The following is a 25,678-nucleotide window of genomic DNA, read 5'->3' as shown; positions in this document are numbered from 1 at the left end:
ATTTAATTTGTATATTTTTATATCATGCTTTGTTTTAGTATTTATAATAAGTAAATCTATAATATCTTATTATTTTTTATGAAATCTACTATATATTCCTTCTTTATTTATTAACTCTTCATGAGTGCCTCTTTCTTCTATACCATTTCCAGTTAATACTATTATTTCATCAGCATTTTTTATAGTAGATAGTCTATGAGCTACAACTAAATTAGTTCTATCTTTACTTAATTCCTCAAGTGATAATTGTATTTCTCTTTCCGTAACATTATCAAGTGCTGATGTAGCCTCATCAAGAATTATTATCGGAGGATTTTTTAAGAAAATTCTAGATATAGATATTCTTTGTTTCTGCCCACCAGATAGCTTTACTCCTCTTTCTCCTATATAAGTGTCGTATCCATCTGGTAAAGTCTGTATAAAGTCATGTATCCTAGCTTTTTTAGCTGCTTCTATAATTTCTTCATTACTAGCATTAGGATTACCACAAAGAATATTATCTCTTATCGTTCCCGTAAATAAAAATACATCTTGTTGAACTACTCCAATATTTTTTCTAAGAGATCTTAAGCTTATATCTTTTATATTTTTCCCATCAATCTTTATATCTCCATCTTCAAAATCATAGAATCTTGGTATTAAGCTACATAATGTAGTCTTACCACCTCCAGATGGACCAACTAGAGCTACTGTCTTTCCTGCTTCTATTGATAAACTTAGGTTGCTTAATACTTCCGTCTCATCTTCGTAAGTAAACGATACATTGTTTATTTCAATGTCACCCTTTACATCTTCTAATTCAACAGGGTTTATTGGTTCTTTTTCTGTCTCTTGATTTATTATTTCTGTAAATCTTTCAAAACCAGTCATTCCACTTTGATACTGTTCTGTAAAGTTTATAAGTTTCTTAATTGGTTCAATAAACATCTTTACATATAATATATATGCTGCAAAATCTCCCAATGATATCCTACCAAGGTATGTGAAATATCCACCTGCAACAAGCGCTATTAATTCTAGTATATCCATAAATAAGTTCATACCTGAGAAATACTCAGCCATTACCTTGTATGCACCTTCTCTTGCATGTTTGAATATCTTATTACTTTCTGTAAACTTATCTAACTCCTCTTTTTCTGTACAGAAAGATTTAGTAACCTTCATCCCTGCTATACTGTTTTCTAGAGTTGCATTTACATCTCCTGTTTTTACTCTAGTTTCCATAAATGCTTTATTCATCTTTTTACGTTGTGATATTGCAAACCATAATACAAAAGGTAGTACCAAGAATATCATTAACGTAAGTTCAACATTTATACCTAATAATATAAAGAATGATCCACCTAACATAATTATAGATATAAATAGATCTTCTGGCCCATGATGAGCTAATTCTGATATTTCCATTAAGTCATTTATTATTCTGGACATTGTTATCCCAGCTTTATTATTATCAAAATAATTATTTGGTAGCTTTTGTAAATGAGTGAATACATACTCTCTCATATCAGCCTGCATCCTAACACCAACAACGTGACCCCAGTATTGCATAAAATAGTTTAACCCTGCTTTTAAAATAAATATCCCTATAAGTACTATTGCAAATACTACTAGCATCTGTAAATTTTGGTTTGGAATAACCTCATCCATTATATTTCTAGTTATCATAGGATAAACTAAATTGCATGTTGCAAATAAAAATGCTGCTAGTAAATCTAATATAAATAATTTTTTGTATGGTTTGTAATACTTTACAAATTCTTTAAGCATATAAATCCTCCCGCCTTAAAATAATAAAAATTCACACTATTTCGAAATATACTCAATAAATATTGTATCATATTTCAACTTAAAATATATTCATTCAAGTAATAGTTTAATAATATAAATTATCATTTTATTCAAAATAAAAAGTACGGTATTTCCGTACTTTTTATTTATACCCTATATTCTTATTTATTAACTGCTTTTGTAGCATCATCTATCATTGTATTTAAAGAGCTAAGTCCACCATCATTTACGTACCAAGTTGGTCCGTCTAAGTATACTATATTATTGTTTTTAAATGCATCCATAGATTTTATTACATCATTATTTAATACTGATTTAGCAGTTAAACTTTCTTCAACATCACTACCTGTAGCTGTTCCTCTGTCTATTACAAACATAATTTCCGGATTTTGCTTAGCTAAGTATTCAAAAGTTATATTTTGACCATGGCTTGATTCTTTTATATCTTGATCTACATTCTTAAATCCAAAGTCTTTATTTAATATACTGAATCTCGATTCTTCTCCAAATACACTTAGTTTACCTTCATTTACCATAAGTGTTAAAGAATTTAAATCTTTTTCTGTAACTACTTTATTTAAGTCTGCTATTTTCTTTTCAATTTTAGTAAATTCTTCATTAGCTTTTTCTTCTGCTTCAAATACTTTAGCTATTTTGTTTATATTTTCTTTAACAGATGCTAAATAATTTTTATCATCTTTATCTGTACTTATTGTAGGTGCTATTTCAGATAATTGATCATAGAAATCTGCTTGTCTTCCGTTTATTATTATTAAATCTGGGTCTGCTGATTTTATACCTTCTAAATCTGGTTCTTTTAATCCACCTAAATCTGCATATTTTTCATCTTTAAATTTTTCTAAAGATTTTGGTATACTTGACTTTGGAAGGCCTACTAAAGAATCAGAAACACCTAATACATCCATTGTATCTAATGCAGCATAGTCAAATACTACGACTTTCTTAGGGTTTAATTCTACCTCTGTTTCCCCTAAGCTATGAGCTATTTTTACAGTAGCATCTGCATCTACTGCTGTTTCTGGTGCATCTTTTTTATTTTGTCCTAATGCAAATGCTCCTACTAATCCTACTATTGCTACTCCCGCTATTATTGCCGCTTTTTTATTCATATCAATCTCTCCTCTATTTTATATTAGTATTTATAATCATTCTCAATTAATCTTTTTTTATAAGAGATTACAAAATTTGTAATCTCTCTATATTTCTAGAAATAAACACATATTCTATTTCCATTTATATTCTTTATATCAAAGTTCATTTCATAAATATCTTCTAGAACTTCTTTATTAACTATATCTTCTGTACTTCCTACTTTTTCAATCTTTCCATTTTTAAGCGCTACTATATTATCAGAATAGCATGATGCAAAGTTTATATCATGCATTACTAATACTATTGTTTTACCTAATTCATCACAAAGATTTCTAAGTACTTTCATCATTTGAACTGAATGGCTCATATCTAAATTATTTAATGGCTCATCAAGTAATATGTATTCAGTATTTTGAGCTATTACCATTGCTATATAAGCCCTTTGTCTTTGACCACCACTTAGTTCATCTAGGTATTTATCTTGTATATCAGTTAATTTCATATATTCTATTGCTTCATCTATGTATTTTTTATCTTCTTTAGTTAAATTACCTTCACTATATGGAAACCTTCCAAATCCAACTAACTCTCTTATTGTAAGCTTTAAAGTTATATTATTAGATTGCTTAAGTATGGCAATTTTTTGAGCTAATTCTTTACTCTCATAACCATTTAAACTCTTGCCCTCTATTAAAACTTCTCCACCATCTCCAGATATAAGCCTAGTCACTATTGATAATACAGTACTTTTCCCTGCTCCATTTGGTCCTATAAAAGATGTTATTTTTCCTTTTTCTATATTAAAGGAAACATCATCTACAACATTTTTATTTCTATATTTTTTAAATATATTTTTTATTTCTATCATTTATCTGTTCCCCTTTAGTAATAATTGTATAAAGTAGATTCCACCTATAAAGTTTATAACTACACTTAATGTTGTATCAAATCTGAATATATGTTGTACAAAGAACTGGCCACCTATTAATGTAATCATACCAATTAAAGTTGCCCCTAATATTAGATAAGTATGTTTATACGTTTTAAGTCCTTCTCTTGCAATATTCGCTAATATTAATCCCAAAAACGTCATAGGACCAATAAGTGCTGTTGATATTGAAACTAAAATTGCTATTACTATTATCATTTTTTTTACTACTTTATCATAGTTTACACCTAAGTTGATTGCCTGTTCTCTACCTAGTGATAATACATCTAAATACTTTATATCATCATATATAAAAGGTATAACTGCTATAATCATTATAAATGCGATTAGAAGAACTTCTGTGTTTATATTATTTAAACTAGCCATTGTACTAGTTTGAAGTGCTAAAAACTCATTTGGGTCTATCATTATTTGAATAAAAGTTGTAGCACTTTTAAATAATGTTCCAAATATCATACCTACTAGAAGTAAAAAGAATATATCATTTTTACCTTTTTCAAATAATACCTTATACAGTAATATTGACGCTACAACCATAACAGCTACATTAATAACGAAGTTGTAATTTTCATTTATTATTAATTTACTTGTTGCTCCAAATAAAAATACTATTACAGTCTGAATTAATACATATAGAGAATCCAGCCCTAACACACTTGGTGTTAGTATTTGATTATTTGTAATCGTTTGAAACACTATAGTAGTAAAGGCTATACACCCTCCTCCTAAAGCCATAGCAAAAATTTTAGGTATTCTTTGGGATAAAGCATACTCTAAGTTGCTCATGTCTATTCCATAACTTAAAAATAATATAGTAAATACTAAAAGTAGTAACCCCATAATATAAATTTTCTTGTTAAGATTAAGCTTCATTTGCATTCCTCCTCATTATTAAATAAAGGAATGTTATACTTCCTATAACTCCAACAGTAAGTCCTATAGATATTTCATATGGATAAATAATAATTCTTCCAAATATATCACATATCAGTACGAATATTGCTCCAAATAATCCTGTATGCCATATACTTTCTCTTATATTATCACCCATATATAGTGATACAATATTGGGAACTATAAGACCTATAAAAGGTATACTACCAGCAGTAACAACAACACATACAGTTACAAGTGCTACTATTATCAATCCTACATTAACTACTTTTTTATAATTCAAACCTAAGTTTGTGGCAAAATCTTCACCCATCCCAGCAACTGTAAATCTATTTGCATAAACATAAGCTAATATTATAAGGGGTATTGTTATGTATAATATTTCATAGTTTCCTTTAAGTATCATAGAGAAGTCCCCTTGCATCCAAGCAGTAACATTTTGACTCATCTCGTACTTATATGCTATAAAGTCTGTCATGGCCCCTATTATATTACCAAACATTATACCTACTAAAGGTACAAATATTATATTTTTAAATTGTAGTTTTCCTATTATTCTCATAAATAAAAATGTTCCTATAAGAGAAAATATAAACGCTACTATCGTTTTCGTAAATATTGATGCTCCCGGTATTGTTAACATACAGATCACTATACCTAATTGTGCCGCATCTATTGTAGCTCCAGTTGTAGGAGATACAAATTTATTTTTACTTATCTGTTGCATTATAATCCCTGCTATACTCATACCTACACCCGCAATTAATATACTTATTAATCTTGGTATTCTACTCATAACAAATATCATGAGTTTTTCTTGGTTATTAGTAAATATATCTATTAAAGTAATATCTTGAGCTCCTATAAATAAGGATATATAAGATAAAACTATTAATGCTAAAATTAAATACCTCTTTTTCATTATTCCTCCCACAAAACTACTTTTCTACTCATTTTTTAAATGATAATTATTATCATAGTTATCAGTGTATCAATAACAATTATCATTGTCAATATCTATTTTTATTTTCATATGTTAATTAGATATACTACTCTTTATACCCCATATTTTACAATCAAAGCATCTAATTGAAAATTACATTCAATAAATAATAATTTTTATATTCTATTAGGTATTTTTATCATATATAATTTATACTTAAACTTTCAAATAATAAATAGGCTATAGATAATTACTTATTATCTATAGCCTATTTATTACTATTATTTAATTAGATAGTCTTTTACTGTTCTTAAAATATCATTGCGTTCTATTATATTTATTTCACTGATACTACCTTCTGATTCAATTATATTTAATATCTTATTTGATGCGTTACCATCTTCAGATAAAAAATATCCCATAATCATTTCTTTTCTATCCCTATCATAAGCTTCAAAGTTTGCCTCATTCAAATCGATTACTTCACTTAACTGGGTTAATTCTTTTCCTATATATTTTGTAACATCTATAGACTCAGCAGAAGCTACTGATAAAATTGCTTTATCATCATAAGTATCAAGAATAATATCGGAGTTATTATTGACATCGTCTCTTTTTATATCATACTCTGTAAATTCAAAAGTTTGCACTTCTGTTACTTTACTATTATTTATACTTATATACAGAGCACTTCTTTCCAATGAATCATTTGTTTCCTCTTTAGGGTATACTAACCTCATATTATTTGTTAGCTCATTAAGATCTCTTAAATTATTTATATAATCTAATTTAGCTTTTTGGGTATCTATATAATAAGTTGTACAGTAAGGAGTTCCCATATTTTCAAGAACATAGTTATAATCTTTGTTCATAATTTCATTAACATCATTTTGAACTTTTGTCATAGTCCTTTGCTGAGTAGCTCTATCTGCAGTGGTAGATTCTTGTGTCTCTTTATTGCTACATCCAGTAATAAGCATACTTAACATAACTATCCATATTATTTTTTTCTTTAAATTCATAGGCTAATCCTCCTCCCTTAAATCTTTTAACTTATACTTATCTTAAAATAATTATATAGTATTTGTTAATAATTTATAATAAATAAGCACAATCTGTAATATTTTTGTAACGTGTATCTGTTTCAGAAGAATTTTGAATCTTAATCAAATCTCCAAGAAAATTATACCATATTATTCCTTATAGTCAAATTTACTAGCCCATCTTAGTTTTAAACTTTTTGTTATTAAAATATTTAATATGTTATAATATATCTAGATAATTTAAGGGGGATATATTAATGGATTTTAAACAACTTGAGGTTTTTGTTGCGGTTATGAAGCATCAAAGTTTTTCAAAGGCGGCCAGGGAACTTTTTTTAACTCAACCTACAGTAAGTTCTCATATTCAAAATTTAGAAAAAGAACTTGATACTGTTCTTGTAAATAGAAGTAACAAAATAATTACTCTTACCAGATCTGGGGAAATCCTCTATAAACATGCAATCTATATACTAAACAATTGTAAAAAAGCAATTTATGATATTAAAGAATATTCTGGGAAAATAGAGGGTGTAATAGATATGGCATGTAGTTCCATTCCTGAAACGTACATACTACCCGACTTTTTAAAAAACTTCTCTTTAGAGTATCCTGATGTAAAGTTTAGTGTTAGTCATTATGATTCTCAATATGCTATATCAGAAATTTTAAACGAAAGAATTAACTTTGGTCTAGTTGGCTCCAAATTTTATCATCCTCAGATAGAATATATAGATTTAATTGATGATGAGCTAGTACTTATAACACCAAAGGATTTTAAGATAAAAAGCAAAGATGGATATATAGATATAAATGATTTATATAATATGAAATTTATTATGAGAAAAGAAGGATCTGGTACTAGAGACTTAATAATCAATACTTTAAAAAAACATGACTTTGACACTGATAAATTAGATATACTTTCACATGTAGAGTCTAATGAGGCTATAAAAGAAATGGTTAGAATTGGTTTAGGCGTATCTTTTATATCATATATTTCTGCGATAGATTACTTAAATTTAGATAAGTTGAGCTACTATAAAATTAAGAATGTCGATTTTTCTAGGAAGTTTTACTTTATATACTCTAAGAAAAAAACATTCACACCCTTAGAGGATAAGTTTTTAAATAAATTGTGCGATTACTTCTGTTTACAAAAATAAAAAATACGGATTGTCTTATATAAGACAATCCGTATTTTTTATTTGTTTATATTAAAGAATGCTTTATATCCTTTATACATCTCATATACATCAGCTTTAGAAACTACTTCATATGGTGCATGCATACTAAGTACTGCAACTCCACAGTCTATAACCTCTGCTCCTAACTCAGCTAATATGTAGGCAATAGTTCCACCGCCTCCTTGGTCTACTTTGCCAAGTTCGGCTGTTTGCCATACTACATTTGCTTCATTGAATATTCTTCTTACTTCTGCATTAAATTCAGCATTCGCATCATTACATCCACCTTTACCTCTAGAACCAGTATATTTACATAAAACTAATCCATTGCCTATAAATGCAGAATTTCGTTTATCATATACCTCTGGGAAGTTTGGATCATATCCCACAGCTACATCTGCTGATAAAACTTTAGAATTCGCCATAGCTCTTCTTACTTTTAAATCATTGTAGTTGCCTTCTAAAGCTATTAATTCAGCTACAGTATTTTCAAAGAATCTTGACTTCATTCCTGTATTACCATTTGAACCTATTTCTTCCTTATCCACACATAATGCAACTGCTGTGTATTTTGGGCTTTCTGTTTGTAGGATTGCTTTTACAGCTGCATAAGAACATGATCTATCATCTTGCCCATATCCTAGAATCATAGATCTATCAAGACCCAATTCTCTTGAACATCCTGCCGGAACTATTTCTATTTCTGCACTTAAGAAATCTTCTTCTACCATACCATACTTTTCATTTAATATTTTAAGTACATGGTATGCTACTGGATCTTTATCTACCCCTTCTGATGGTTGACTTCCAATTAATATATTTAACCCTTCACCAGTGATACCTTCTGCAAGTTTCTTCTGGCTTTGATCTGCAGCTAAATGTGGAAGTAAATCAGTTATACAGAACACTGGGTCAGAATGATCTTCACCAATACTAATATCTACTTTTTTACCATCTTGTAAAATTACTACTCCATGCATAGCAAGTGGCAATGCTGTCCATTGATATTTCTTTATTCCACCATAATAGTGAGTCTTAAAGAAACCTAAGTTTGCATCTTCATATAGCGGATTTGCCTTTAAATCTATTCTAGGTGCATCAATATGCCCACCTACAATTTTCATACCCGATTCTAAGTTTTTTTCACCAATTAAAAATAAAGCTACTCCTTTATCTTTATTATTAGCATATATCTTATCACCAGGCTTTACACTCTTATTATTAATAGCTTCTTCGATTGATATGTATCCATGTTCTTTTGCTAATCTTATTATTTCTTTAGCTGAAGTTCTTTCAGTTTTTCCAACATCTAAAAAGTTCATATACTCTTTAGAATAATTGTTAACTTGTTCCATAGCATTGTTTTCTCTAATTACTCCCCATGCATTTTTGAATTCATGCTTTAATTTCATATTTACCCCTCCTAATGAATATTAGTTTTTATCCTTGTTTTCTTTCATATACTGATCATATTCTTCTGGTGAAACAACTTTAACGCTATCTAGTCTTGATCTAAAATGAGCTCTAAAGTTTTCTAAGTACTCTTTTCTTAAAACATCTCTTTCTTGAAGTTCTGCTTCTGTAAGTCCCCCCTCTTTATTCTTTTTAGCTAATTCATTTATTCTATCTAGTTTTTTTTGATCAAACATTATGTCCTCCTAAATTAATACTACTAATTTTATTTTAGTAAAATAGTTTATTGCTGTTTATTTTTACTTTATCTTTATATATTTGAAAAAATTCATCCAAATTATCGCTTATTATAGATATTCCCTTTTCTAAATCTTGTATACTCACATTTGCTATGTTTATTCTAAAAAATCTATCATCTAAAATATTATCAAAAAAATAAGTTCCCGGAAGAACTGATACTCCCTTTTCTAGCATAAAATTAGAAAAATCTACAGATGAATAGCCTCTTTTTAACTCTAAAAAAAAGTTTATACCTCCATCTGATGGTCTTACTTTTAATTTATCACTCAACTTTTCATTGATTAAGACTTTAGCTAAGTTGAATTTATCTGTGTACATCTTTTCTATATAATTTAAGTAATTATTCCAGTCAAAATTTTTCATATAATAATACATAGATTTTTGTATAAGACCTGGTGTAGATATATCTGATGAATACTTTGCCCACAGTATTCTCTTTAGTAACTCGCTTGGCATCTCAACAATACCAATTCTAAGACCTGGCATAAGTATTTTTGAGAAACTTTTTATGTAAATAACTCTATTTTTATCATCATAACTTCTCAGAGGCTTATTATCTGTAGAATTAAAAGTAAAGTCACTGATAAAATCATCCTCTAATATGTAGAAATCATATTTTTCTGCTAATTCTATGAGTTTTTTCTTTTTGTAGGTTGAATAAGATATGCCTGTTGGGTTTTGAAAATTCGGCATAGCATATAATAACTTTGGCTTTATCTTTTCGAGCTTTAGCTTTAATATACCAATATCAATGCCATCATCTAACATTGGTATACTTATTATTTTCGCCCCTCTACTTCTAAAAACCTCCATTGCACCATTATAAGTTGGTTCTTCTACAAAGACTACATCTGAATAGTTTATAAGTCCTTTACATACAATATCAATTCCCTGCTGAGCTCCTGATATTATCTGTATGTTATCTTTATCAGACTTTATGCATCTCTCCTCTAAATAACTTACAATGTTATTTCTAAGTTCTTCAGATCCCAGACCTTCATCATATTCAAATATTGATGCACCATCTTCTGTTAGTGCCATGTTTACAGCTTTTTTAAAATTATCTATTGGAAACATATCCATAGATGGATTACCGCTATCAAAGTGAATAATACCTGATTTTTTACCAAAATCCGTTCTTTTGGATTTATTCATACTCAATACGAATGTACCACTTCCAATAACTTTGTATACATATCCTTCATTTTCTAAAAGTTCATATGCTTTTACTATTGTAGTTGTATTTACCTCTAAGTAATTTGCTAGCTTTCTTATAGGAGGTAACTTTTCTTGCTCTTTTATATCTTTTTTTGATATTAGTAATTTTATATGATTGTAGATTTGTAGATATTTATTTTTGTCCAAACTTAGTTCAAATTTATACTTATCCATTTCATCACCACTTAAAAATTTTACAGTATACCTTGATAGTTGTAACTCTACTTGATATTATGTAGTATGTATATATAATACCAAATTTTGTACAAAAAAGGGGATTTTTTTATGTTTTATGATTATCATATGCACTCAAATTTTTCTGCTGATAGCAAGATCGAAATGGAAGATATGGTGTTAAAATCTATTGACTTAGGGTTAAATGAAATATGTTTTACAGATCATGTTGATTACGGTATTGACACTGATATATGCTTTAATATAGATTATAACAAATACTTCGAAAAAATTGATTTTCTAAAAAATAAATATAGGAATCAAATAAATATAAAAAAAGGTATTGAGTTCGGCTTACAAAGTCATGTAATAGAAGATTACTCTAAAGATGCAAATACATACCCATTCGACTTTATAATATGCTCTGTTCATGCAATAAATAAAGTAGATTTATATAATGGAGGCTTTTTTAAAGGTATTTCTCAGCATCAAGCATATGAAACCTATTATAACGAGCTTTATAATATAGCCAAAAACTATAAGCACTACTCAGTATTAGGTCATCTTGATCTAATTAAGAGATATGGAGACTATGATAAATTATTAGATGATAGACTATACTCAGATATTATAGAATCGATATTAAAACAAGCTATTCATGATGGAAAAGGTATTGAAGTAAATACATCTTGTTTTAGGTATAACCTGCCTGATTTAACTCCTTCTAGATACATACTAAAAATGTATAAAGAACTTGGAGGAGAGATAATAACTACAGGTTCAGATTCTCACCATCCATCACAAGTAGCTTATCAATTTGATTACATATATGACTATTTAAGAGAAATTGGATTTAAGTATGTTACTACTTTTAATAATATGAATCCAGAATTTATAAAGATATAATTATTTTTTCACCCCCTTATGAATATATTTAAGCATAAGGGGGTGATTTATTGAGGATACCTAATCTCGTCCTATCAACTATTATCTTGTTTATATCTAATCTTATAGTAAGGATATTCGGATTTTTATACAAAATATTTCTAACTCGAGTTATTGGCGAAACAGGGCTTGGTGTTTATCATATGATTTTTAACTTTTTAATGATATGTTTAGCTTTTACTACAACCGGAATACCTACAGCCCTTAGTTGCTTAGTTGCTAAAAGAAAGGCTCTAGATGATAAACATAACACAAATGTGCTTTTTATATCTACATTATACGTTACATTTTTTATCTCTTTATTTATATCTTTACTAGTAGCTTTTAATAGTAAATATTTTTCATTAAAGTTTCTCAATAATGCAAATTTAAATTTATTTGTTTTATCTATATGTCCTGCTATTGTAATAATAACTATCTCAAATGTTATCAGAAGCTACTATTATGGTATTAAAAAGGTAACTATACCTGCAATAGGTCAAATAATAGAACAATTTAGCAAAATATTATTTGTTTTTCTCTTGGCAATGTATATTAAAAATGAGATGATGAGCTGCTATATAGCTCTATTGGGTATATCAATTGGTGAGGCAACCAATATAATTTTCATGACTATAAACTTATGTAAAGAAAATAGTTTCTATAAGAAATATACTGTATCAATAAAGGATTTTTATAATGCATCCACTGAAACATTAAAAATGTCAGTACCAATTACGTGTAATCGTATGTCTAATGTTATACTTCAATCAGTAAGTTCTATGATGGTTCCATCTAGATTAGTCTTATCTGGGATTACATATACAAAATCTTTAAGCATGTATGGAATAATTAGCGGAATGGTTATGCCATTTGTTTTTCTTCCATTCACTGTGGGTTCTGCATTAGTTGTAAATCTAATACCTAGTATTTCTCAAGAAATGGCATTAAATAAAGTTACAAGTGTAATAAAAAAAATCAAGTACTCTATATTACTTACTGGAGTAGTAGGCATTTTATCTTCTTTATTTTTTTATTTCTTTGGTCAAGAACTTTGTCTAATAGTATTTAAAAACGAATTAGCTGGAACTTACTTAAAATCCATGTGCTTAGCTCCACTATTTATGGCTTTGAATCAAACACTGTCAGGAATACTACATGCAATCAGAAAAGAGTTTGCTTCTAGTGTAAATACTATACTTGGTATGGTTATTCAATTAGTTGCTTTATATTTCTTGTTACCTATACCAAATATAAATATTTATGCCTACATATATACTATGACTATAGTTTCTATGTTTACTTGTTTATTACATACAATAGTTCTTTTAAGAGCTTTGAAAAATATTAAACATTAGGAGGCTTTAAATGAATGTTAATAATAAAGATATAAAACCATTTTATATCTACACAGACAAAAACTCTCTATATATAAAAAATATTAATGAACACACTGAGAAGTTGTGTAATAATATACATACATACTCTGCTAATATTGATAATTCTAAAAAAATTCACATATGTTGTGTAGATACTAGCGGAAAATTAATACACTTATCCAATACTAATGGATACTGGAAGAAAAATGTTATAGGTAAAGCATTTAATAATATAAAAAATATTAAGAATCTAAGAACCTATATACTAAATAACTACTTAAATATTTTTGTAGTTGAAAAATATCCTCTATCAGATAATCTATATAGAGTATCACATTTTAATTTTAGTCCTAGTAACTACAAGGTATCTAAGTATCATATAAATAATATACTAAAAGACAAGGAATCCATTTATAAACTAAACATAGATGATTCATCAAATATTATATTTGAATACAAGTCGCCGACTTCTAGTAGGCTTGATAGCACTAGTAATGCTTTAATATTTAATAGTAATTCTAGAATCTGGACCACAAACAATACTCTTCTTAGAAGTAGCTATGTACCTGAAGCAAATGAATATTGTTCACATGTACAGTCAAATATACAAGATGATATTTTTGAGTATTGCTATAGCATAGACTATAAAATATAAATATTTAATAATCTTAATCTAAATATTAAAAGACTATAGAAATAGGAATCTCCTATCTCTATAGTCTTTTTTTATCTATCTAACACATCCACAGCCTTTATCTTTGTGTTTATTGTCTCTAGGTGGACAATTTTTTGTACAATCTGGGAAATCACAAACTTTAGAGAATGTATCTACTACTCTTGGGCTTACTGCATTTGGAGATCCTAAAACAACTAGTTGTTCACTTACTAATGTGCTAACAATTTCTTGTAAACAGCATATTATATCTATTCCATTTGGTATATCAAGATCAAAGTATCCTTCACCTTCATAACATTCGTAACTTAATATAGCTTTTCCTATACAATCTACAGTTAAGCTAGTTTGGAAATCTTGTCTTAATATAAAGCTTCTTCCATCTGCTGGTACTCCTATTGGTGCTGATAATGTGTTGAATGGGAATTCTACTGTACATATTTGTTCTTTTTTACATCCTGTTCTCTTGATTGCTGGGAATGCTAATGCTATAAATTCTGTACATCCACATTTTCCTCTTAGCTCTAAAACTAATCCATCTACTTCTACTCTTAATCCTCTTTCTTTAAAAGCCACACTCTTATTTTTGCATTGTCTGCAGCACTCTTCGTCTCTTGGTCCGCATACAACAGATTCAAAATTACTTTGGCAGTTTTCCCCTTCTGTATCTCCTATTGGTTCTACATCAAAATCTTCTAATGTTACGTCACCTGTATCTATTCTTATCTTATCAAAGTTAATACAAACTTTTTCTATTTTTACTTCTACATCTCCTACTCTTGGAACTGGACCAAATACTTCAACTACATCAATTATGAATGCTAGTGGAGATCCATTTTCAGCTACACCATCAGCAAATATTTGGAAAGCCATAGTATCAAATATTCTATTAGTTTCTATTGCAAATGGTACACTGTTTGCAGTTGAGAAATTAGCTGGAGTAAAAGGTTCAACACATTTTGGACCACATGGATTTTTCACACAATTCTTATGTTCTATCTCGCATGGTTCACATTTACAGTCATGATGATTTTTATCGCAATCGCAATCGCAGTCACAGTCGCAATCACAATCATGATGCTTGTTGAAATCACAGTCACAATCGTTCTTATGGTTATGACATCCGCAATCATCTTGTTTTGATTTACATGAAAAATCTGATGTTTTTTTACATCCTCTACTTATATCATCAGATACAAATACCTCTTCTTCGATGTCCTTATTATTAGATTTAGCTGCCACCATTGGCATTTGTTGCATCATTTTTCTTTTATTTCTTTTAATATCTTGCATAACTCATTGTCCTCCCCTTAAATGAATATTGAAAGTGTCTTGGCTTTGTCGCCTAATTAATAATATGCATTTAAATTTATATTTGTGACTTACTTGCATGATACTTAATTAAAAGTAGAATAAATATTATTTTTATAAATATATATATAGTATGAAATTTTTTAAAAGGAGGATATCTATGAGTTTTCTAAATAAAAATTCTGCTATAATTAGACGTTCTAACAAGGATATGTTTTATATCCATTTAGATAATAAGATAGCTGTCGATTACTTTGATAAAAATAATAATCTTATTCACTCTACTTTTTTGACTAACGACGAATCATTAGATCATACCTGTTGCTATTTTACTTTAGATAAATCTGATAATATTTATGGGGTTTATAATGAATCCGGCTTAAAAATGATTGAATGTAAGGCAGACTCCTATAACTTTTCTTCAAGTGATATCTTAAAATACAATCATAAGAAATTTGGAATATCATTTCCATATCTAGAGGTAGCGAATGATTCTATACATATTCTATATTATGTATATAATAATAGCTCCGCTAATACTTGTGCACTATTTCATCATTACAAAAATAATGGCATATGGACAGAAAATAAAATAGATTTTATTAACCATACTCTATTAGATAATTTCTGTGTTACATGGAGTCAAAATTGCCCAATAGTATTTTATTTTAATACTATTGATGGATTTGAGGAAGTATTCTTTTCAAAATTTAATTTAAGTACCTTAACGTGGTCTAATCCTGTTCAAATTACTAACTCTAATAAGCATAAATTATATTTATCTATCTTAAAGGATAGTATGAATTTTTATCATATAGCTTTTTGTGAGTATGATAACAATGGTTATCGAATTAAATACATGAACGGATATCTAAATGATGATATGCTAAATGTTGATATTTGCACATATATAACAGATCCATCCACATGTATGTATCCAAGCTTTGTAAAAAAAGAATCCGTGCTTTATTTAATGTGGGTTGAATATGGTAGGTTGTATACTTCAACATCTAATAATTTGGGTAAGCAATGGAGTTCACCTATTTTAGATGAGTTTAGTGTAGAAGATAATTTTGTTAGAGCTAAATTTTTCTCAAACTATAAAGAGGATATTGATTACAATGTAAGTTCTATATTTACAGTCAGAGACAATGTTGCTATCTTAGGTAAATTTTAAAATTTATATTAAAAAAGTGTTGCTAATAATATAGCAACACTTTTTTAATATCCCAAAACACCGGTGGCCCAATAAATTCATACCCGAGATACTCCCAGGTGGGTGATCTACTACCAACGTCATAAAATCCTATAAAAAATGTACAGGCATGTTATTAGTTGTTAGACACGATCTCCCATATAACATTTGTCGGTTGAATTTAAAAAAGCCTTGTCGTATGTTTCAGGATTTCATATTCTTATTATATAATAAATGTTAAGATTTTAAAAGTGGTTTTCTTTAGTAATTGTTATAAATTTTTGACAATTTTCTATTTTTTTCTTTAGTTTACTTATGTATCTAGATTATTTGTAAGTTTATTCATCTTCATCATAATCAATTTCTTCCTCGTATGAAATATCCTCTTCGTCATAATCTTCATATTCGTATTCATACTCATCATCTTCGTATTCATTATCGTCATCCTCATAGTCATCATCTTCATAACTATTATTTGAGCTTTCATCTCCTCTTAATAGACTTCCTAATAATTTAAGATTACTAACACTTCCCAAATTATTAATATTTGCTAAAGAGCTTAAGCTAAATCCACCTTCCCCAAAATCATCTGGTAAAAATAACTCTGCAAATAAATCTATTTTTTTCTTGATATCAATTGCTTTTTCAATCGACTCTTTTCTTTTTTCTGGGAATACTTCTATTATTTCTTTTATCATCATATTCTTTTTGTCTTCTTCATCCATACTTCTAAAGAAATCTGTCTCACCATCACTTTCAACCATATCAATAGCTGTAAGCTTTTTTATTCCTCTAACTAGGTCTAATAAACTTTCTACTTTTATTAAAATTTTTCGCTCTTCTCTAGACATATATTTTTTCGTTCTAGTGATAATTTCCATTCCACGCTCTAAATCATCATCACTTAACTCCATCAGCTTCATGCCCTGGCTTATATCATTAATATTAAAGTTAAAAATATCATTACTTCTCTCAGACGATCTTTTCTTTCTCACCTTTTTCACTTTTTTTACACTCCTTGTGTTTTCAGATGTATTTTGAGATTTCTGAGTTTTTTTAGACCTCTTCTTTTTTTCTGGATTACTATTTAAATTGCCTTCTATTGTCTTCTTTGATTTATTTTTAGTATCAAATAATGATATATCACCATTACTTAACGCAATTATTCCGAGTATCAGCAATAGATTATTCAATCTTAGTCACCCCTTAATATATACTACTCCTCATATATAAAGTATGTTTTCTTTGTTGTTAGTGTTACTTTTTTATTAATTAAATGCATATACATTATCTATAAGAAAATTTATTTATCTTATATCTCATATATCCTTCACCATTACCAGATTGTTTCTATATATAAATAATATGAGCGTAATCCAATATATATTATAGAAAGGGGCATTTTATATGAAAAAAATAGATACAGACTCTCTAGAAAAAATGGCTAAGAGTAAAAATATCGATAAGGACAAAATAGAAAAGATAGCTGATAGTTATAAAGGTAAGTCTGAAAATGAATTAATGGATGAACTTGTTAAGTTGGGGAAAAACCTTGAAGGTAAAGAAGAGGTTGTTTCAAAGTTCAAAGCTTTCTTAGATGAAGATCAAAGAAAAAAACTAGATGTAATAATGAATAAAATATCAAATGCAGAAGTTCAAAGTAAGATCGAAGGCAAGAAAACTAAAAGTAAGAAAACACATCCTACTTCAGAAACTCATACATCAAAGGTCTCACATTCAACTGAAAATTCTTCTAAAAAAGTTAGACCTGAAAAAGCTAAATCTAGCAAAAACTCTTCCGTAGGATCTACTACTGAAGCTACTACACCTACACATAAAAAAACTAAGAAGGTTGTTAAAAAAGTGAAAAAATCTAGTTCTAATAAATCTAGTTCTGATAATTAGTAATAAAAAAAGAAATCCCTTTGGATTTCTTTTTTTATTACTAATTATCTATTTTTGAATGTATATTTTGTAGTATGTCATCTTTTATTTCTTTTGCTTTTGAAAGTATTTCTTTACTTTTTTGTGAGTATACAGCACATATTTGCTTATCCTCAATGCCAGATAAATTAACCTTTACATTTAATATAGCACCTTCTAAGCCAGTATAAAGCATTAATGTACCTACACCAATATCAGTTATAGCATTTTGATTTCCATATCCTATTAAGTAAGGTATTAATTGTAAGGCTTCTAAAGAAAGTTGAGCTGTTTTAAAAGGGACTTCTATAGAAAATAACGTTGCATTATGCATTTCTAATTTTCTAGCCTCTATTTGCTCAGGTGTATCCTTTGGCATTTTTATAGCTTTCATAAATTCATTAAATGATTCACTATCTTCATCTACAAGATTTATTAATTGTTCTCTTATATCACCTAGCTTGTTAAATCTATCAACAAACTCAAGTCTTATGCTTTCGTCTAAGCTTTCGTATTTCTTTTTACCAAAACTTAGGTGTGCCATCATTCTAGCAAGGCCTATCCCTATATTACTTGCTAGAGCTGATACCGAACCCCCACCAGGTGCTGGCGAATTTGAATCTACCTCATTAGCAAATTCTACAACAGTCATATCTATTAGTTTCATATATTCCCCTCCAAAGCTATTTAAATCTATTTATTATCATAGATAACTTGCTTGTTATCTACTACTAATTGTCCTTCTTTATAAACTCTATCTATATGATTTATTCCAAAGTGATACATTAAATACTCTACATTTGGTGCATCAAAAATTGCTAAGTCTGCCTTCTTACCTACTTCTATCGAACCTATTTCATCTTGTCTATCAATTGCATGAGCTGCATTTATAGTTACTGCACTTAACACTTCATTTGGTGTCATTTTTAATCCTAAACACCCAAGCTGCATTATAAATTGTAGATTTTCACTTGGGCAGCTTCCTGGATTATAGTCGCTAGACAAACTTACAGGAACTTTTAGTTCTATCATTTTTCTAGCATCAGCATAAGATTTATTTAGATTAAATGATGTCCCCGGTAGTATATTAGCTATTACTCCGCTTTGTGCCATTTGCTTCATACCCTCTTCACTTGCAGCCATCAAGTGGTCTGATGATGTGCATCCTAGTTTCGCTGAAAGTTCAGCCCCTCCTAAAGATACTATCTCATCTGCATGAATTTTCAACTTATAACCTAATTCTTTTGATTTATTAAGTATGTATTCACTTTCTTCTATTGTAAATACTCCATCTTCACAAAATACATCACAGAACTCTGCAAGATCTAAGTCTTTTATCTTAGGCATCATATCTTCGACTAATATATCTATAAATTGCTTATGATTATCTTTATACTCAACTGGAATAGCATGAGCTCCTAAAAACGTATGAACAAGGTCTACTGGATGATACTTATCTAATTCCTTCGCAACTTTAAGTTGCTTTAGCTCTGTATCTAGCTCAAGCCCATATCCACTTTTAGATTCTATAGTCGTAACCCCAAATTCTAACATCCTATCTAAACTTTTCTTAGCTTTTGTGTACAAATTATCAAAAGTAGCTTCTTTAGTACTTCTTACAGTACTTAGTATTCCACCACCTTGTTTAAGCACCTCTATGTAAGGTACCCCTGACAATTTTTTAGAAAATTCATTTTCCCTTGATCCTCCATGAACTAGATGCGTATGTGCATCTATAAGTCCAGGAGTTACCAAAAGTCCATTTGCATTTTCGATTCTTGTATATTTACTTACTATATCTTCATATCCTTCACCTATTCCAATTGCAACAAACTTACCATTTTCTATAGCTATATATGCATTTTCTAGTATTTCTAAGTTATTCATTTCCTCTCCAACTCTAGGAGAAGAGTTACCTCTCATTGTAACAAGCTTTCCAATATTTTTTACTACTAAATCTACTCCCATATTCTCACTCCATTTAACTGATTAATATTATAGCTTTTCTATAACTTCATTTATTAAATCTTCATCTACCAAGTATGGAAGAGTTATATGATCTTTTCCTTCACACATTTTGTTATATTCCATTACTGTAGTTATTGAGTTTTCATTTCTTGCCCAAGCACGTCTAGCAACTCCATTCATAACATCCCATGGCATAGCAGTTCTTAGTATATCATCTACTCTTACTGATCCATCAAGTACCATTCCAAATCCACCATTAATAGACTTACCTATACCAACACCTCCACCATTGTGAAGAGCTACTAAGCTCATTCCTCTTGCACAGTTTCCTGCAAAACAATGAGTAGCCATATCAGCCATTATATTACTTCCATCTTTTATATTTGATGTTTCTCTAAATGGAGAATCTGTTCCAGAAACGTCATGGTGATCTCTTCCTAACATTACTGGTCCTATTTCTCCACATCTAACCATATCATTAAATTTAAGAGCTATATTAGTTCTTCCCATAGCATCTTGATATAATATTCTAGCTTGCGTTCCTACAACTAATCCATTTGTATCTGCATCTCTTATCCATGCCCAGTTATCCCTATCTTGATATCTTCTATTTGGATCTATACAATCCATCGCTGCTTTATCAGTTTTTAATAAATCTTCTTTTTCACCACTTAAACAAACCCATCTAAATGGACCATATCCATAATCAAATAATTGAGGTCCTAATATATCTTCAACGTATGATGGGAATATAAATCCATCCTTTTCGTCTATTCCGTTTTTAGATATGTCTTTACCTCCAGCATCATAAATAGCCTTCATAAAACTATTTCCATAATCAAAGAAGTAAACTCCCTTGTTATGTAATTTTTTAATTAATTCAAAGTGCTTTAATAAAGTTTTATCAACTAACTCTGTAAATTTATCTTTATCCTCTGCTAACAATCTAGTTCTCTCTTCAAAGCTTATTCCATATGGACAATATCCTCCATCATAAACAGCATGACAAGAGGTTTGGTCTGATAGTAAATCAATATTTATATCATTATCTACTGCATATTGAAGAAGTTCAACTATATTACCATGATAAGCAATCGCACAAGGTGTCTCTTCATTTATATGTTTTTTTGCCTTATCAAAAGCTTCCTTACAAGACTTAGCGACTTCGCTTACCCATCCTTGAGTATATCTAGTTTCAATTCTAGAGTAGTCTACCTCTGCAATAATTCCGACTCCTCCAGCTATCTCTACAGCTTTACCTTGAGCACCACTCATTCCACCTAAGCCTGAAGTTACAAATAGCTTCCCTCTTAAATCTGAATCTTTATCTACACCTAAAACAAGTCTACCTGCATTTAATAATGTAGAGTAAGTTCCATGTACAATTCCTTGTGGACCTATATACATCCATCCACCTGCCGTCATTTGACCATAATTGGACACACCTATTGCAGCTGCTCTTTTCCATTCTTCTTGATTATCAAACATACCAATCATTAGGCCATTAGTTAATATTACTCTTGGTGAATCAGGCTTTGATTTAAATACGCCTACAGGGTGACCTGATTGAAGTACTAAAGTTTGATCAATTGTTAATCTTTCTAAGTATTGCATTACTAATCTGTATTGCATCCAGTTTTGGAATACTTGCCCAGTCTCTCCATAAGTAACAAGCTCATAAGGGTATAGTGCTATATCAAAATCTAAGTTATTATCTATCATAACTTGGAACGCTTTACCTTCAGTGCATTTTCCTTTGTACGTATCTATATTTCTACCTTTAAGATTTCCTTCTGGTCTAAATCTATATCCATAGATTCTCCCCATCGTCATAAGTTCATTAAAAAACTCTGGTGCTAACTCTTCATGGTACTCCTCTGGTATATACCTTAATGCATTTTTTAGTGCAAGTTTAATATCTGATTGTGATAGATGTGCTTCTCTTTTTGGAGCCCTTCTAATTCCTTCTATAAATTCTGGAGTCTTTTCAGGAATAAAATCTAATTTTACAATCATTGCATCTTTTATATCTTCATTTGAAATTTCTATCGTGCTCTCTAAAGTACTCATATGCATCCCCCTAAAAATTTAGATTAAGCTTTCTTCCAATAATTGTTCATCAACTAATATTTCACTACCCAATGCCTCTTCTACTGCTTCAACTAATAAGTTTTTCTTTACTATTTCTTCACAAATATTAATCTCTTTGTACATTACTCTATCTTTATCAATAAAACTTGTATGCTCTCTAACTATTTTATAAGCAGCCTCTGTACCTTTGCCTAGAGTTTTCTTTCCTCTTAAATCTATAGCCTGCACTGCTCCTAATATCTCCATTGCTAATACTTTTCTTACATTTTCCATTATCTCTTTTGCTTTTCTAGCTGCTATTGTTCCCATAGAAACATGGTCTTCTTGATTTGCTGATGATGGTATTGAGTCTACACTTGCCGGATGTGCTAACACCTTATTTTCTGAAACTAAAGATGCTGCACTATATTGAACTATCATAAATCCAGAATTAAGCCCTCCCTTATTAGTTAAAAATGCAGGTAATCCATGACTTATAGCTGGATTTACTAATTTTTCAAGTCTTCTTTCTGATATATTAGCAAGCTCTGATAATGCTATTCCTAAGAAATCAAAACTTAATGCCATTGGTTGACCATGGAAGTTTCCTCCAGATATTACTTCTTCTAGTTCAGGGAATATAATTGGGTTGTCTGTTACTGAGTTAATTTCTATATTAATTTTATCTTTTATATATCCTAAAGCATCTTTACTTGCTCCATGTATTTGAGGTGTACATCTCAGTGAGTAAGCATCTTGAACTCTAAGATCACCTTGTTTAGTAGTCATATCACTACCTTCTAGGATATCTAATATATTTTTAGCCGTATTTATTTGTCCCATATGAGGTCTAACTCCATGAACTTTTTTGTCCATAGCACAAGTTATTCCATTTAGACCCTCCATAGTAAGACCAAATGCTATATCAGCAGTTTTTACTAAGTTTATTGCATCGTATAAAGTTAATAATCCAACAGAAGTCATTGCTTGAGTTCCATTTATCAAAGCAAGACCTTCTTTAGATGATAAATCATCTATTATATCTATACCTGCTCTCTCCATAGCCTCTTTAGAACTTAATCTGTCGCCTTTATAAATAGCCTCACCTTCTCCTAACATAGTTAATACCATGTGAGATAATGGAGCTAGGTCTCCTGAAGCTCCTAATGAACCTTTTTCAGGTATTATTGGATGAACACCTTCATTAAGCATATCTACAAGAGTTTGTAATGTTTTTATTCTTATTCCAGAATGCCCTTTTGATAATGCATTTACTCTAAGAGCCATAATTCCTCTTACTATGTCTTCGCTAAAAGGATTTCCTACACCACAAGCATGACTTATTATCAAATTTTTTTGTAGCTTTTGAGCTTCTTCTTTAGATATAGCTACATCTGAAAATTTTCCAAACCCCGTAGTTATACCATAAGAAATTTTTTCTTCTTCTACAAATTTATCAACTAAGTCTCTTGCCTTTTGAACTTTTTCTATTGCTCCTTTTGTTAATTCTACCTTGTAATTATGTCTTGTAATATTAATTACATCCTCAATTGTTAAACTACTTCCATCAATCAATATTCTTTTCATAACCTGACCCCCTCAATTTTTATGCATACTTTGCAAAAACATATGGTGTATCTAGATAATAAATATTTTGATCCTATAAGTTTTAACAATTTATATTTCTACATATATCTTTAATTTTCCTTCTTATATTGTCAAATGATATTAAATTTTTAAATATAAAAATAAGCATGCTATCATTAACTTGATAACATGCTTTATCTCAATAGAATTTATATTTATTTTCTTAACTTTACACTTTCTCTTTCAACTATTTGGTATGGAAGTTCTATCTTTTTACTTTCTAGTGGTTCATTGTTTATCATCTTTATTACCATTCTCATTGCAACTGCACCCATATCATATAGTGGTTGGAATACTGTAGTTAATTTAGGTCTATATATTTTAGCTAGTTTAACATCATTAAATCCAGCTACAGAAATATCTTCTGGTACTCTATACCCAGCATCACATATAGCATTTATAGCACCTATTGCAGCCTCATCTCCTGTAACAAATGCTGCATGTGGAACTACACCTTCATCTAGAAGCTCTTTCATACAAGTATACCCTGTCTCGTAAGTTGTACCTCCACGCTTAACTAGATTTGTATCTATTTCTATATTATGCTCTTTTAATGCATTTGAATATCCAGAGAATCTTTCTCTTTCTAGACATGTATCATCTTTACTTGTCATTACAAATGCAATTTTTTCATGTCCTTGATCTATAAGATACTTAGTCATATCATAAGTAGCTTCTTCGTTACTTGTACTAACTGAGTATATATCATAATCTCTAGCCGTCTTACTAATGTATGTGGCAGGTATTCCGCAATTCTCTATATAATTTATTTGATCTTCATCAACTAACCAAGATATCATAACAATACCTTCTACTTGCTTTGCTCTTAATAGATTTATACTTTTTAATTCTTGCTCTTTGCTTGAGTAAGTATTAGCTAAAAGTATATCATAATCGTACATCTTTGCCACTTCTTCTATACCATTTAATATTTCATTTACGAAAGAATCTGATAATTCAGGAACTATTACTCCTATTAATTGACTCTTCTTAGTTACTAGACTTCTTGCAAGAGGATTTGGAATATATCCTGTTTCCTTTATTACATCTAAAACCTTTTGCTTAACTTCATCCGTTACTGGCTTTGAATCATTTATAACTCTAGATACAGTAGATATTGAAACTCCTGCTTGTTTTGCAACATCTTTTATAGTTATATTCTTTTTCATGTCAAAGTCCCTCCTCATCTCATTATTATTTATTTCAAAATCGAACTTCGTCTTATTAAAATTATATTTTACCATAAAATTTGTATTATATAAATAGCTATATCTTATTCTTTCTCGAAATATTCTATTATTTTCAGTATGTAGTTTATCCATTACTTTTATTCAATATTAGCTATTCGAAATTAAAAATAGAAATAAAAAAAAATACTGGTGATAAATCACCAGTATTTCTAAATTAATTTAATCCCCTTAGCAGCAACCGCATCCATCATCGTCACCAAAGAATCCTGCACAAGAACAAGTTATTAGTAATAAGATTAAGAAAGGTATCCAAGCCATTATATCTATATCTACCCAGCAGTCACCAAAGGCTAAGAACAAGAAGAATAATACTATT

General features: G+C 29.4%; 22 protein-coding genes and 1 other RNA gene. 6 read left to right on the top strand and 17 right to left on the bottom strand.

From position 1 onward, the window contains the following. Positions 1 to 69: 69 nt before the first annotated feature. The 6 genes from CHL78_RS00120 to CHL78_RS00095 all read right to left on the bottom strand — a co-directional run bounded on the left by CHL78_RS00120 (position 70) and on the right by CHL78_RS00095 (position 6,712). A complete protein-coding gene (locus tag CHL78_RS00120) occupies positions 70 to 1,770 on the bottom strand; it encodes an ABC transporter ATP-binding protein (RefSeq protein WP_094369366.1) in 1,701 nt (566 codons plus the stop codon). Between the two features lie 182 nt (positions 1,771 to 1,952). Then, the gene (locus CHL78_RS00115) at positions 1,953 to 2,921 is read right to left on the bottom strand and encodes a siderophore ABC transporter substrate-binding protein (protein ID WP_094369367.1); all 969 of its coding nucleotides are present in this window, start codon (positions 2,919 to 2,921) and stop codon (positions 1,953 to 1,955) included. A 95-nt stretch (positions 2,922 to 3,016) separates the two neighbouring features. Next, positions 3,017 to 3,772, bottom strand: a complete 756-nt coding sequence (locus tag CHL78_RS00110; protein WP_094369368.1) for an iron ABC transporter ATP-binding protein — start codon at positions 3,770 to 3,772, stop codon at positions 3,017 to 3,019. Continuing rightward, positions 3,773 to 4,726, bottom strand: a complete 954-nt coding sequence (locus CHL78_RS00105; protein ID WP_094369369.1) for an iron chelate uptake ABC transporter family permease subunit — start codon at positions 4,724 to 4,726, stop codon at positions 3,773 to 3,775. It abuts the gene before it with no gap. Next, a complete protein-coding gene (locus CHL78_RS00100) occupies positions 4,716 to 5,669 on the bottom strand; it encodes an ABC transporter permease (protein WP_094369370.1) in 954 nt (317 codons plus the stop codon). The genes CHL78_RS00105 and CHL78_RS00100 overlap by 11 nt, the downstream gene beginning before the upstream one ends. A gap of 302 nt (positions 5,670 to 5,971) precedes the next feature. Next, positions 5,972 to 6,712, bottom strand: a complete 741-nt coding sequence (locus CHL78_RS00095; protein WP_094369371.1) for a hypothetical protein — start codon at positions 6,710 to 6,712, stop codon at positions 5,972 to 5,974. A 278-nt stretch (positions 6,713 to 6,990) separates the two neighbouring features. On the opposite strand from CHL78_RS00095, the gene CHL78_RS00090 reads away from it, so the two are divergent. After that, positions 6,991 to 7,896: a selenium metabolism-associated LysR family transcriptional regulator gene (locus tag CHL78_RS00090; RefSeq protein WP_094369372.1), complete on the top strand. Its 906-nt coding sequence runs from the start codon at positions 6,991 to 6,993 to the stop codon at positions 7,894 to 7,896. A 38-nt stretch (positions 7,897 to 7,934) separates the two neighbouring features. On the opposite strand, the gene CHL78_RS00085 is transcribed toward CHL78_RS00090, so the two are convergent. From CHL78_RS00085 to pdxR, 3 genes are read right to left on the bottom strand one after another with little or no spacing between them, the layout of a single operon-like run. Next, entirely contained in the window at positions 7,935 to 9,329 is a 1,395-nt protein-coding gene (locus tag CHL78_RS00085) for an aminopeptidase (protein WP_116041138.1), read from the bottom strand. 21 nt (positions 9,330 to 9,350) lie between these two features. Then, positions 9,351 to 9,566 (bottom strand): DUF896 domain-containing protein, encoded by a 216-nt coding sequence (locus tag CHL78_RS00080; RefSeq protein ID WP_116041136.1) that lies wholly within the window; start codon positions 9,564 to 9,566, stop codon positions 9,351 to 9,353. A gap of 34 nt (positions 9,567 to 9,600) precedes the next feature. After that, positions 9,601 to 11,022 (bottom strand): MocR-like pyridoxine biosynthesis transcription factor PdxR, encoded by a 1,422-nt coding sequence (gene pdxR / locus CHL78_RS00075; protein ID WP_116041135.1) that lies wholly within the window; start codon positions 11,020 to 11,022, stop codon positions 9,601 to 9,603. A gap of 111 nt (positions 11,023 to 11,133) precedes the next feature. Between pdxR and CHL78_RS00070 the strand changes: the two genes are divergently transcribed. The 3 genes from CHL78_RS00070 to CHL78_RS00060 are packed head-to-tail and all read left to right on the top strand — an operon-like array spanning position 11,134 to position 13,980. After that, on the top strand, positions 11,134 to 11,928 hold the full coding sequence (locus tag CHL78_RS00070) for a histidinol-phosphatase HisJ family protein (RefSeq protein WP_094367156.1): 795 nt from the start codon (positions 11,134 to 11,136) through the stop codon (positions 11,926 to 11,928). A 50-nt stretch (positions 11,929 to 11,978) separates the two neighbouring features. After that, the gene (locus tag CHL78_RS00065) at positions 11,979 to 13,304 is read left to right on the top strand and encodes a polysaccharide biosynthesis protein (RefSeq protein WP_094367157.1); all 1,326 of its coding nucleotides are present in this window, start codon (positions 11,979 to 11,981) and stop codon (positions 13,302 to 13,304) included. Positions 13,305 to 13,314: 10 nt separating this feature from the next. Continuing rightward, positions 13,315 to 13,980 carry a hypothetical protein gene (locus tag CHL78_RS00060; protein ID WP_094367158.1) on the top strand — a complete coding sequence of 222 codons (666 nt, stop codon included), beginning with the start codon at positions 13,315 to 13,317 and terminating at the stop codon, positions 13,978 to 13,980. A 75-nt stretch (positions 13,981 to 14,055) separates the two neighbouring features. Here the strand turns inward: CHL78_RS00060 and CHL78_RS00055 are convergent, their stop codons facing one another. Beyond that, complete coding sequence (locus CHL78_RS00055; RefSeq protein ID WP_243446339.1) at positions 14,056 to 15,291, bottom strand: exosporium morphogenetic protein CdeC; 1,236 nt, start codon at positions 15,289 to 15,291, stop codon at positions 14,056 to 14,058. 178 nt (positions 15,292 to 15,469) lie between these two features. Here CHL78_RS00055 and CHL78_RS00050 point away from each other — a divergent pair, with 178 nt between their 5' ends. Further along, the gene (locus CHL78_RS00050; RefSeq protein ID WP_094367183.1) at positions 15,470 to 16,486 is read left to right on the top strand and encodes a hypothetical protein; all 1,017 of its coding nucleotides are present in this window, start codon (positions 15,470 to 15,472) and stop codon (positions 16,484 to 16,486) included. A gap of 45 nt (positions 16,487 to 16,531) precedes the next feature. Here CHL78_RS00050 and ssrS read toward each other — a convergent pair. Together ssrS and CHL78_RS00040 are read right to left on the bottom strand one after the other, a co-directional pair. Then, positions 16,532 to 16,718, bottom strand: a non-coding RNA gene (ssrS, locus tag CHL78_RS00045) — 6S RNA. A gap of 124 nt (positions 16,719 to 16,842) precedes the next feature. After that, on the bottom strand, positions 16,843 to 17,697 hold the full coding sequence (locus tag CHL78_RS00040) for a hypothetical protein (RefSeq protein WP_243446338.1): 855 nt from the start codon (positions 17,695 to 17,697) through the stop codon (positions 16,843 to 16,845). Between the two features lie 214 nt (positions 17,698 to 17,911). On the opposite strand from CHL78_RS00040, the gene CHL78_RS00035 reads away from it, so the two are divergent. Then, entirely contained in the window at positions 17,912 to 18,409 is a 498-nt protein-coding gene (locus CHL78_RS00035) for a hypothetical protein (RefSeq protein ID WP_094367182.1), read from the top strand. 40 nt (positions 18,410 to 18,449) lie between these two features. On the opposite strand, the gene CHL78_RS00030 is transcribed toward CHL78_RS00035, so the two are convergent. From CHL78_RS00030 to CHL78_RS00010, 5 genes are all read right to left on the bottom strand, one after another. After that, the gene (locus CHL78_RS00030; protein ID WP_094367181.1) at positions 18,450 to 19,094 is read right to left on the bottom strand and encodes a cyclodeaminase/cyclohydrolase family protein; all 645 of its coding nucleotides are present in this window, start codon (positions 19,092 to 19,094) and stop codon (positions 18,450 to 18,452) included. Positions 19,095 to 19,120: 26 nt separating this feature from the next. Then, the gene (gene hutI / locus CHL78_RS00025; protein WP_094367180.1) at positions 19,121 to 20,395 is read right to left on the bottom strand and encodes an imidazolonepropionase; all 1,275 of its coding nucleotides are present in this window, start codon (positions 20,393 to 20,395) and stop codon (positions 19,121 to 19,123) included. A gap of 27 nt (positions 20,396 to 20,422) precedes the next feature. After that, complete coding sequence (locus CHL78_RS00020) at positions 20,423 to 22,465, bottom strand: urocanate hydratase (protein ID WP_094367179.1); 2,043 nt, start codon at positions 22,463 to 22,465, stop codon at positions 20,423 to 20,425. 18 nt (positions 22,466 to 22,483) lie between these two features. Further along, positions 22,484 to 24,052, bottom strand: a complete 1,569-nt coding sequence (gene hutH / locus CHL78_RS00015; RefSeq protein ID WP_094367178.1) for a histidine ammonia-lyase — start codon at positions 24,050 to 24,052, stop codon at positions 22,484 to 22,486. 215 nt (positions 24,053 to 24,267) lie between these two features. Next, the gene (locus tag CHL78_RS00010) at positions 24,268 to 25,281 is read right to left on the bottom strand and encodes a LacI family DNA-binding transcriptional regulator (RefSeq protein WP_094367177.1); all 1,014 of its coding nucleotides are present in this window, start codon (positions 25,279 to 25,281) and stop codon (positions 24,268 to 24,270) included. Positions 25,282 to 25,678: the final 397 nt, after the last annotated feature.

The sequence above is a fragment of the Romboutsia weinsteinii genome (assembly GCF_002250835.2).
Lineage (GTDB): Bacteria > Bacillota > Clostridia > Peptostreptococcales > Peptostreptococcaceae > Romboutsia_A > Romboutsia_A weinsteinii.
This window is presented reverse-complemented; position numbering and strand designations above follow the sequence as displayed.

Bases quoted from the DNA above. Each gene is read 5' to 3' on its own strand.
- CHL78_RS00090 (WP_094369372.1), top strand. From the start codon at position 6,991: ATGGATTTTAAACAACTTGAGGTTTTTGTTGCGGTTATGAAGCATCAA.
- CHL78_RS00095 (WP_094369371.1), bottom strand. From the start codon at position 6,712: ATGAATTTAAAGAAAAAAATAATATGGATAGTTATGTTAAGTATGCTT.
- CHL78_RS00060 (WP_094367158.1), top strand. From the start codon at position 13,315: ATGAATGTTAATAATAAAGATATAAAACCATTTTATATCTACACAGAC.
- CHL78_RS00035 (WP_094367182.1), top strand. From the start codon at position 17,912: ATGAAAAAAATAGATACAGACTCTCTAGAAAAAATGGCTAAGAGTAAA.
- CHL78_RS00105 (WP_094369369.1), bottom strand. From the start codon at position 4,726: ATGAAGCTTAATCTTAACAAGAAAATTTATATTATGGGGTTACTACTT.
- CHL78_RS00010 (WP_094367177.1), bottom strand. From the start codon at position 25,281: ATGAAAAAGAATATAACTATAAAAGATGTTGCAAAACAAGCAGGAGTT.
- hutI (WP_094367180.1), bottom strand. From the start codon at position 20,395: ATGGGAGTAGATTTAGTAGTAAAAAATATTGGAAAGCTTGTTACAATG.
- CHL78_RS00030 (WP_094367181.1), bottom strand. From the start codon at position 19,094: ATGAAACTAATAGATATGACTGTTGTAGAATTTGCTAATGAGGTAGAT.
- hutH (WP_094367178.1), bottom strand. From the start codon at position 24,052: ATGAAAAGAATATTGATTGATGGAAGTAGTTTAACAATTGAGGATGTA.
- CHL78_RS00100 (WP_094369370.1), bottom strand. From the start codon at position 5,669: ATGAAAAAGAGGTATTTAATTTTAGCATTAATAGTTTTATCTTATATA.
- CHL78_RS00080 (WP_116041136.1), bottom strand. From the start codon at position 9,566: ATGTTTGATCAAAAAAAACTAGATAGAATAAATGAATTAGCTAAAAAG.
- CHL78_RS00055 (WP_243446339.1), bottom strand. From the start codon at position 15,291: ATGCAAGATATTAAAAGAAATAAAAGAAAAATGATGCAACAAATGCCA.
- CHL78_RS00120 (WP_094369366.1), bottom strand. From the start codon at position 1,770: ATGCTTAAAGAATTTGTAAAGTATTACAAACCATACAAAAAATTATTT.
- CHL78_RS00115 (WP_094369367.1), bottom strand. From the start codon at position 2,921: ATGAATAAAAAAGCGGCAATAATAGCGGGAGTAGCAATAGTAGGATTA.
- CHL78_RS00050 (WP_094367183.1), top strand. From the start codon at position 15,470: ATGAGTTTTCTAAATAAAAATTCTGCTATAATTAGACGTTCTAACAAG.
- CHL78_RS00085 (WP_116041138.1), bottom strand. From the start codon at position 9,329: ATGAAATTAAAGCATGAATTCAAAAATGCATGGGGAGTAATTAGAGAA.
- CHL78_RS00070 (WP_094367156.1), top strand. From the start codon at position 11,134: ATGTTTTATGATTATCATATGCACTCAAATTTTTCTGCTGATAGCAAG.
- CHL78_RS00110 (WP_094369368.1), bottom strand. From the start codon at position 3,772: ATGATAGAAATAAAAAATATATTTAAAAAATATAGAAATAAAAATGTT.
- pdxR (WP_116041135.1), bottom strand. From the start codon at position 11,022: ATGGATAAGTATAAATTTGAACTAAGTTTGGACAAAAATAAATATCTA.
- CHL78_RS00020 (WP_094367179.1), bottom strand. From the start codon at position 22,465: ATGAGTACTTTAGAGAGCACGATAGAAATTTCAAATGAAGATATAAAA.